This window comes from Deinococcus marmoris, assembly GCF_001949125.1.
GTDB lineage: Bacteria > Deinococcota > Deinococci > Deinococcales > Deinococcaceae > Deinococcus > Deinococcus marmoris_A.
On sequence record NZ_MSTI01000077.1, the window covers coordinates 217,538 to 225,121 of the forward strand.

Genomic DNA, 7,584 nt, shown 5'->3' on the forward strand with positions numbered 1-7,584 from the left:
TCTATTTGCTGTCTCGCGGTCTGATCCTCTCTAATCGTCCCGGCACCAGTCGGCGCAACATGCTCACCAGTTCCGGGTCCATGAAGTCGTAGTCGTCGGGAATGCCCAGCGTGAGGATGCGGTCATCCGGCAGCGCGCCCCTGAAACGCTGGCGCAACACGTCCCGGTGCCGCTTTTCCATGCACACGGCCACATCGGCCCATTCCAGCAGGTCTCCACTGACGGGCGTTTCGGCGTCGTGGTGGGTTCCCGCCGGGGCCACCTCCCAGTCGGCTGAGTCGCGGAAGATCGCCTCTGCTGTGGGACTCCGCAACTTGTTCTGGGCGCAGATGAACACCACGCGCAGGGGCCGGGTCAGGGCAGCACCCTCGCGTAATGCTCCACTATCGGGAACGGATCGTAGAAGTGGTGCAGCAATGAGCGCCACTCCTGGTATTCGGCGCTGCCGCGAAAACCTTCGGTGTGGTCCTCCAGCGTGTCCCACCACACCAGCAGGGCGTATTTGTGGTCATCCTCCAGGCAGTGTTGCAACTCGTGGCGCACATAGCCTTTCATGCTGGCAATAATCCGCTGCGCCCCGGCAAAGGCAGTTTCAAACTCGGCGGTCTGGCCGGGGCGAATGTGGAGGACGGCGATTTCCTGAATCATGCGCCTAACTCTAGCTTCACGCAGACCACCTGCCCAGTCCAGATACGGACCACTGATGCCAGATACGCGCTGCCCAGGCCGATGCCCTTACCGAGTTTCAGCACTTGCCCGCCCGGTTTGCTGGTGGTCATGGTGCCCAGCGAGTGCGCCGTGAGCAACTCGCAACTGGCGTTCAATTCGAGTTCTGCGGCGCGGGCGTGGAAAGCGTTGGTTGAGACGGGAGATGGGTGTGGGATCATGATGTCTCCAGAGATTTTGTCGCTGCCAAGCGGTTTGAGTTCACTGCTTCATGCCGCTCTGCGCTGCTGAATGCTGGCAGCCACAGCTCCAAACACAAGGGCCATGACCAGCAATACGGGGATTCTGAGCAGCAGGGCAGACGTCAGATTTCCGGTGATGAATTCGCCCCGCAGACCGTCGCCGCTAAGCGCGAAGGAGGAAAAGGGCAATCCCAGGCCCGCTGCGCACCGCAGCATTCGTGCGGTAAAGGACAGGTGCGGCTTGGCGCTGAGAATCAGAAGCATCCCGGCCAGACAGGACAGACCGTACAACAGCGCCGCCCCCCAGTACCAGCCGGGTATCGCTGCCCACACCCAGCCCGCTTGCCACAGGCCAATAATCATGAACGTGGCAGGCAGGAAGACGAAGAAAGCGAGGAAAAGGGCCAGTAGACGTTTCACCCGCAGACTTTAAAAGGTCAGGCCAGATCAGAGGGTGACCCTCCTCCGATTCTGGCCCTGCCTTTTTCGGCTACTGCGTGATCAGATGCGCCCCGGCGCAAATTCTCCCTGCCGCCGCTCGGCCCCCATGCCAGCCACGATCATGTTCTGAATGCGAATCCAGGCGCGGGCGCTGGCCTCTACCACATCCGTCGCCACGCCCAGACCGTGCAGTAGCGTTTCGCCGTGGCGGGCGCTGACGCTGACCTCGCCCAGCGCGTCGCCGCCCTGCGTGACGGCCTGAATGCGGTAGCTCTCCAGCGTGGGCGACAGGCCCGTGATCTTGTTGATGGCCCCGAACGCGGCCTCCACCGGGCCGTCGCCGTGCGCCGTGGCGTCAATCGGACCGTCAGGCGTTTGCAGGCGCACGAAGGCCACTGGGGTCATGTTCATGCCGGACGTGATCTGGAAGCCTTCCAGCGAAAAGGTCTGTGGCACGTCACTGCGGGAATCCACCAAAGCGCGCAGATCGTCGCTGAAGATCTGGCCCTTGCGGTCTGCCAGGTCCTTGAAGCGCCCGAACAGGTGCTGCACTTTGTCGTCGGGCATGTCGGCATAGCCCAGATCGGTCAGCGCCTTGCGGAAGGCGGCGCGGCCCGAGTGCTTGCCCATCACCAGCACGGCGGCTTCGCGGCCCACCAGCTCGGCGTTCATGATCTCGTAGGTCTCGCGCGCCTTGATCACGCCGTCCTGATGAATACCGGACTCGTGTGCGAAGGCGTTGTCGCCCACGATGGCCTTGTTGGGCTGCACGGGCATCCCGCTCAGGCGGCTGATCATGCGGCTGGAGCGGTACAGCTCGCGGGTCTGGATACCCGTGGTGTAGCCGTAGTGATCGGCGCGGGTGTGAAAGGCCATCACGATCTCTTCCAGGCTGGCGTTCCCGGCGCGTTCACCGATGCCGTTGATGGTGCATTCAATCTGGCGTGCGCCGCCCTCTGCCGCCGCGATGGAGTTGGCCACCGCCATACCCAGATCGTCGTGACAGTGGCTGCTCAGGATGACGTGGGCGGGCAATTCAGCCTTCAGGAACGCGAACAGCTTTCGCATTTCGTCGGGCGTGGTGTAGCCCACGGTGTCGGGCACGTTGATGGTTGTTGCGCCCGCCTCCACCGTCGCCTTGAAAATCCGGCTCAGGAAGTCCCAGTCGCTGCGGGTGGCGTCCTCGGCGCTGAATTCCACGTCGTCCACGAAGGAACGGGCCAGCGTCACGGCCTGCACGGCGCGTTCCACCACGGCGTCGGGTTCCAGATTCAGTTTCTTGGCCATGTGAATCGGGCTGGTGGCGATAAAGGTGTGGATGCGGGGCTTCCCGGCAGCTTCCACCGCTCTGGCCGCCGCTTCAATGTCGGCTTTCCCGGCCCGTGCCAGTCCGGTGATGATCGGCCCACGCACCTCGCGCGCAATGCGGGACACGCCTTCCAGATCGCCGGGGCTGGCGATGGGAAAGCCCGCCTCAATCACGTCCACGCCCAGCCGCGCCAACTGGTGCGCGATTTCCAGCTTCTGGGAGTGGTTCAGCGCCACGCCGGGGGATTGCTCGCCGTCACGCAGGGTGGTGTCGAAGATGATGATGCGGTCTGTGCTTTGCGGCTGGCTCTTCTGCGGCTGGGTCATGTGGACTCCTATTTTTTAGACTTGAGGTAAGAGGCGGCATAAAAAATCCCCCGAAGGGGACTCCTCCGGGGGATTGGGCGGGCCATACTTGCCTGGCCGTTCACTCCACCGGAGGACGGATAAGAAGGAGGCCAGAGCGGATCATGCGGGCAACTGTAACGGATGGAAGGGTCTGGAGGCAAGGGGGTATCTAGACGCGCGGCTTAAGCGAAGTCTGATTCAGGGGGCGAATGTGCGGTGGGTTGGAAGGCGAACCCCTCAGTCTGCTTCGCAGCCAGCTCCCCTCAAGGGGAGCCAAAAGTGGCTGTACATCGTGCCATACGCCATCCACTTGCCTCCCCTTGAGGGAAGGTGCCCCGAAGGGCCGGACTCGCAGAGCTGCGAAGCAGAAGGGTTAAACCGTGGAAACCACCCCAAGACCATTTCCTAACCCACCAATCCATCCCGTCCCTCACACCACCCCTTGCTCCAGCATCGCCTGGGCCACCTTCACAAATCCGGCCACGTTCGCGCCCTGAAGGTAACTCAGGGTGCCGTCGGGCCGCCGTCCGTGGATCAGGGCCGCCCGGTGAATGCCGCGCATGATCTCGTGCAGGCGGGCGTCCACCTCGTCGCGGGTCCAGTTCAGGCGTTGGGCGTTCTGGCTCATCTCCAGGCCGCTGGTGGCCACGCCGCCTGCGTTGCTGGCCTTGCCGGGCGCGTACAGCACGCTGGCCTCCTCAAAGCGTTTGGCCGCCTCGAAGGTGCAGGGCATGTTGGCCCCCTCGGCCACGGCCAGCGCGCCGTTTTTAATCAACGTGGCGGCGTCCTCCTCGTCCAGCTCGTTCTGGGTGGCGCAGGGCAGGGCCACGTCCACCGCCACGCCCCAGGGCCGCGCGCCCGCGTGGTACTGCGCGCCCACCAGACGGGCGTATTCCTCCACCCGGCCCTGTCGTTCGTTGCGGAGTTCCATCAGGGTGGCCAGTTTGTCGGGCGTGAAACCGTCCTCGTCCACGGCGGTGCCGCCTGAATCCGAAACCGTGACCACCTTCGCGCCCAGTTGCATGGCTTTCTCGATGGCGTACTGCGCGACGTTGCCGGAACCGGACACCGAAACGCGCAGGCCGTCCAGCGCGCGGCCCTCGTGTTCCAGCATCTCCTGCACGAAGTAGACCGTGCCGTAGCCGGTGGCCTCCGGGCGAATCAGCGAGCCGCCGTAGGTCAGGCCCTTGCCCGTGAACACCGGATCGGCGCGGTTGGTCAGCTTTTTCATCATGCCCGACAGGTAGCCGATCTCGCGCCCGCCCACGCCGATGTCCCCGGCGGGCACGTCGGTATCCGCGCCGATATGCCGGAACAGTTCGGTCATGAACGCCTGACAGAACCGCATCACCTCCAGATCGCTCTTGCCCTTGGGATCGAAGTCGCTGCCGCCCTTGCCGCCGCCCATCGGCAGGGTGGTCAGGGCATTCTTGAAGGTCTGCTCGAAGGCCAGGAATTTCAGGATCGAGAGGTTGACGCTGGGATGAAAGCGCAGCCCGCCCTTGTACGGCCCGATTGCGCTGCTGTGCTGGATGCGGTAGCCCCGGTTGACCTGCACCTCGCCGCTGTCGTCGATCCAGCACACCCGGAAGATGATGACGCGCTCGGGTTCTACCAGCCGCTTGAGCAGGCTTTGCCGTGCGTACTGCGGATGCTCCTGCAAGAACGGCCACAGGCTTTCCATGACCTCCTCGACGGCCTGCAAAAACTCCGGCTGATTGCGGTTCATGTGCGTGACGCTGTTCAGAAAGTCCTGCACGCTGCCCAGGCTGTCGCTGCTCACGGCGCGGCCCAAGCGACAGCTCCCGGTATCGGGCCACACAGAAGGGCGACAGGGCGGCGCAATTTAGGGCCGCGCAATTTATGAAGGAGTCTAAGCATCATGTCCCACTATGGCAAAGGGCCGACTCGCACGCGAAAATCCGCCCAGACAGCTCTGGAGATTTGTCTAACCCGAGTGCTGGCAGTACAACACCGAATCTGCGCTCAGCCGCCCACCGACACCACGTTGCAGGTGCAGCGGGCCATGCTGGTCAGCCGCCCGCGCTCATCCCTGATTTCCACCGTCCAGACCATCACGCTGCGGCCCCGGTAGGCCAGCGTCGCCTCTCCGGTCACCATCCCGCCCGAGACGCCCCGAACGTGCGTGCCACTGAGATCGACGCCCACCGCCACCTGTTTGCGGGGGTCCAGATTGATCCAGGAACCCACGCTTGCCAGTTCCTCGGCCAGCGCCAGATTCGCGCCGCCGTGTAGGCGTCCGGCGGGCTGAAGGTTGCCCTCCACCGGCATCTGGGCACGCAGACGCTCACGGGTCACGCTCAGAAAGCGGATGCCGAGGCGTGCGCCCAGGGTGCCGCTCAGGCCGTCGCCCTGCGGCCCATTGATGCGGGCGGCCACTTCCTCGGGCGTCAGGCGGGCGAAGTCCTCGGGGGCGGGGAAATTGAGATCGGGATGCAGGGTCATACCGCGAGGATAGGGCGCTGGAGCGGCCTCAGCCTTGAGGGTGATTCAGGGTCTTGCCCACGCCCAGGCCGTGTCGGTAGACCAGTTCGCCGCCCAGGAAACCGCCCGCCAGGGCCAGCCCCAGCGCCGTGCCCGACAGTAATTTCCCCAGCCCGCGCTTCTGCTTGCGCCTTGCCACGATGGAGCCGATGTTCAGAAAGAAAGCCGTTTCGTTGAGCAGACCGTGAATCAGGCCGGTGCGCCGGGCCTCGCCGCGTGCGCCCGCCCAGTCGGTCCAGCCGGTGGCGATGGTGGCGACTGCGCCCACCGTGCCCAACGTCAGGGCCAGATCGGCGGCCCGTTCGGTCTCCTCCGACTTCTGGCCGGGGAAGAAGTCCAGCATTCCAGCGATCATCCACCCGCCCAGCGGCAGGTGCACCAGAATCGGATGAATCGGGTGGCCCAGTGGAACGCCGTGCAAAACGTCGGTCACGCCGTCTGGCAGCAAGCCTTCCGCACCGCGCAGAGCCAGTTGCAGTTTCTCGGCCAGTTCCTCGAGGGCGTCGTGGTTGACCACCGCGTCCTCAACCAGATAGCTGGGCTTGTCCTGATCGGTTTGCCAGGGAAGAAGACTCATGCCCAGAGCATAGGCTGGTCATCCCGTTTCGACGTGCTGCCCATGCTCAAGATCGGTTCATCAATCTGGAATCAGGTCTGCCGGATCGGGGGTCAGGCAGGCTTCAAAGGCCGCCGCGTACTCCTCCCGGTCCAGCCCGCGTCCGATGAAGACCAGTTCGCTGCCGCCCTTGTTGTCGTCCCAGGCGTCGGCGGTGAACAGATCGCGCACCGCCTGAAACAGGATGCGCTGCGGGTAGCCGTGCAAGTCCAGCCAGCCCTTGACCCGCAGAACCTCGGCGGGCCGCGCCAGGATGTAGCTGGTCATGAAACGCTGCCACTCGTAGGGGTCGAGCGGACGTTCTGCGCGCAGGGTAAAGGTCTTCAAATCCGGCGTGTGTGCGTGTGCCTCGGTTTCCTGGCCGTCCAGCACGCGTGGATCGAAGTCGTCGCGGGCCAGCAGGGCGTCGGCATCGATCTGGCCGCGCTCCACGCCAACTAAGCGGGCCAGCGGATTGACACCCTTCAACGTGGCCTCGGCCCGTGCCAGCGCCTCCGGGTCCGCCAGATCGGTCTTGTTCAGCACCACCACGTTGGCGTAGGCCAGTTGCCGCGCGGCCTCCGGGTGTTCGCGCAGGGTTTGCAGGACGTGGCGGGCGTCCACCACCGCCACCAGCGTCGTGACCCGGAAGGCGGCGCGCACCCCGCGTTCCAGCAAAGTTGCCAGCACGGGCGTCGGGTCGGCCACGCCGGAGAGTTCCACGATCACGGCGTCAGGTTTCTGTTCGCGCATGGAGATGGTCACCAGCGCCCGCAGCAGGTCATCGCGCCCGGTGCAGCACAGGCAGCCCGCCGTCAGCTCAGTCACGTCGTCCTGAAGGCGCTCGATCAGGCTGCCGTCTACCCCGGCCTGCCCGAATTCATTGACGATCACGCCCAAGCGGTGCGGCAGGCTGCGGATCAGGTGGTTGACCAGTGTGGTTTTGCCCGCGCCCAGAAAGCCGCCGATGACGATGATGGGAATGCGGGAATCGGGGGTGGGGGAGTTCATGGGGGCAGGATAGCGGCCTGACCCCTTTTTGCGGGCTGGGCGGCCACAAGTTAAGCCGCCCGATATGCCACGTTTTGTGTGGTCTGCTCAATAGACCTCTTGCGAAAGTCGTGCGCTAGGGTGGGGGATGGTCGGCACGCTGAAATATCATCAAGCCCTGAAGCTGAATCGCACGAGTTTTCGTCGTCTCACTGGTGTGTCCCCCGAAACTTTTTCAGAGATGGAGGCCGTGTTGCAGGGACGCCATGCCAACAAAGTCAAATCTGGACGACCACCTGCACTCCCTCTGGGAGCGCAACTCCTGATGACGCTGGAGTTCTGGCGCGAGTACCGTACGTTGTTCCACATCGGCCAGGACTGGGGTGTCCATGAGGCCACGGTTCAGCGAACCGTGGTGCGCGCCCACGATGCTCTGATCCAGAGTGAAAAATTCTCGCTCCCTGGCAAGAAAGCGTTGATCGACCACGG

10 protein-coding genes are annotated in these 7,584 nt (G+C 64.1%); 1 reads left to right on the plus strand and 9 read right to left on the minus strand.

Annotation, left to right across the window (positions count from 1 at the left end; translation table 11 throughout):
• Nucleotide 1: 1 nt before the first annotated feature.
• The 9 genes from BOO71_RS12625 to BOO71_RS12665 all read right to left on the minus strand — a co-directional run bounded on the left by BOO71_RS12625 (nucleotide 2) and on the right by BOO71_RS12665 (nucleotide 7,116).
• Nucleotides 2-427 (minus strand): low molecular weight protein tyrosine phosphatase family protein, encoded by a 426-nt coding sequence (locus tag BOO71_RS12625; RefSeq protein WP_254843142.1) that lies wholly within the window; start codon nucleotides 425-427, stop codon nucleotides 2-4.
• Nucleotides 355-648 carry an antibiotic biosynthesis monooxygenase family protein gene (locus BOO71_RS12630; protein WP_075832832.1) on the minus strand — a complete coding sequence of 98 codons (294 nt, stop codon included), beginning with the start codon at nucleotides 646-648 and terminating at the stop codon, nucleotides 355-357. Before BOO71_RS12630 ends, BOO71_RS12625 begins: the two co-directional genes overlap by 73 nt.
• Entirely contained in the window at nucleotides 645-887 is a 243-nt protein-coding gene (locus tag BOO71_RS12635; RefSeq protein ID WP_075832834.1) for a hypothetical protein, read from the minus strand. Before BOO71_RS12635 ends, BOO71_RS12630 begins: the two co-directional genes overlap by 4 nt.
• A gap of 48 nt (nucleotides 888-935) precedes the next feature.
• Nucleotides 936-1,328 (minus strand): hypothetical protein, encoded by a 393-nt coding sequence (locus BOO71_RS12640; RefSeq protein WP_075832836.1) that lies wholly within the window; start codon nucleotides 1,326-1,328, stop codon nucleotides 936-938.
• Nucleotides 1,329-1,409: 81 nt separating this feature from the next.
• Nucleotides 1,410-2,984 carry a 2-isopropylmalate synthase gene (locus tag BOO71_RS12645; RefSeq protein WP_075832838.1) on the minus strand — a complete coding sequence of 525 codons (1,575 nt, stop codon included), beginning with the start codon at nucleotides 2,982-2,984 and terminating at the stop codon, nucleotides 1,410-1,412.
• A 451-nt stretch (nucleotides 2,985-3,435) separates the two neighbouring features.
• A complete protein-coding gene (gene gdhA / locus BOO71_RS12650) occupies nucleotides 3,436-4,800 on the minus strand; it encodes an NADP-specific glutamate dehydrogenase (RefSeq protein WP_439823025.1) in 1,365 nt (454 codons plus the stop codon).
• Between the two features lie 191 nt (nucleotides 4,801-4,991).
• A complete protein-coding gene (locus BOO71_RS12655) occupies nucleotides 4,992-5,471 on the minus strand; it encodes a PaaI family thioesterase (RefSeq protein WP_075832842.1) in 480 nt (159 codons plus the stop codon).
• A 28-nt stretch (nucleotides 5,472-5,499) separates the two neighbouring features.
• Complete coding sequence (locus BOO71_RS12660) at nucleotides 5,500-6,087, minus strand: DUF2231 domain-containing protein (RefSeq protein WP_075832844.1); 588 nt, start codon at nucleotides 6,085-6,087, stop codon at nucleotides 5,500-5,502.
• A 60-nt stretch (nucleotides 6,088-6,147) separates the two neighbouring features.
• The gene (locus tag BOO71_RS12665) at nucleotides 6,148-7,116 is read right to left on the minus strand and encodes a CobW family GTP-binding protein (protein ID WP_075832846.1); all 969 of its coding nucleotides are present in this window, start codon (nucleotides 7,114-7,116) and stop codon (nucleotides 6,148-6,150) included.
• A gap of 127 nt (nucleotides 7,117-7,243) precedes the next feature.
• Here BOO71_RS12665 and BOO71_RS26390 point away from each other — a divergent pair.
• Nucleotides 7,244-7,584: transposase family protein (locus BOO71_RS26390; RefSeq protein WP_139322920.1), on the plus strand; the 341-nt coding region annotated here is incomplete at its 3' end.

Coding starts and splice junctions, on each gene's coding strand:
- BOO71_RS12630 (WP_075832832.1), bottom strand. CDS start 648: ATGATTCAGGAAATCGCCGTCCTCCACATTCGCCCCGGCCAGACCGCC.
- BOO71_RS12635 (WP_075832834.1), bottom strand. CDS start 887: ATGATCCCACACCCATCTCCCGTCTCAACCAACGCTTTCCACGCCCGC.
- BOO71_RS12645 (WP_075832838.1), bottom strand. CDS start 2,984: ATGACCCAGCCGCAGAAGAGCCAGCCGCAAAGCACAGACCGCATCATC.
- BOO71_RS12655 (WP_075832842.1), bottom strand. CDS start 5,471: ATGACCCTGCATCCCGATCTCAATTTCCCCGCCCCCGAGGACTTCGCC.
- BOO71_RS12660 (WP_075832844.1), bottom strand. CDS start 6,087: ATGAGTCTTCTTCCCTGGCAAACCGATCAGGACAAGCCCAGCTATCTG.
- BOO71_RS12665 (WP_075832846.1), bottom strand. CDS start 7,116: ATGAACTCCCCCACCCCCGATTCCCGCATTCCCATCATCGTCATCGGC.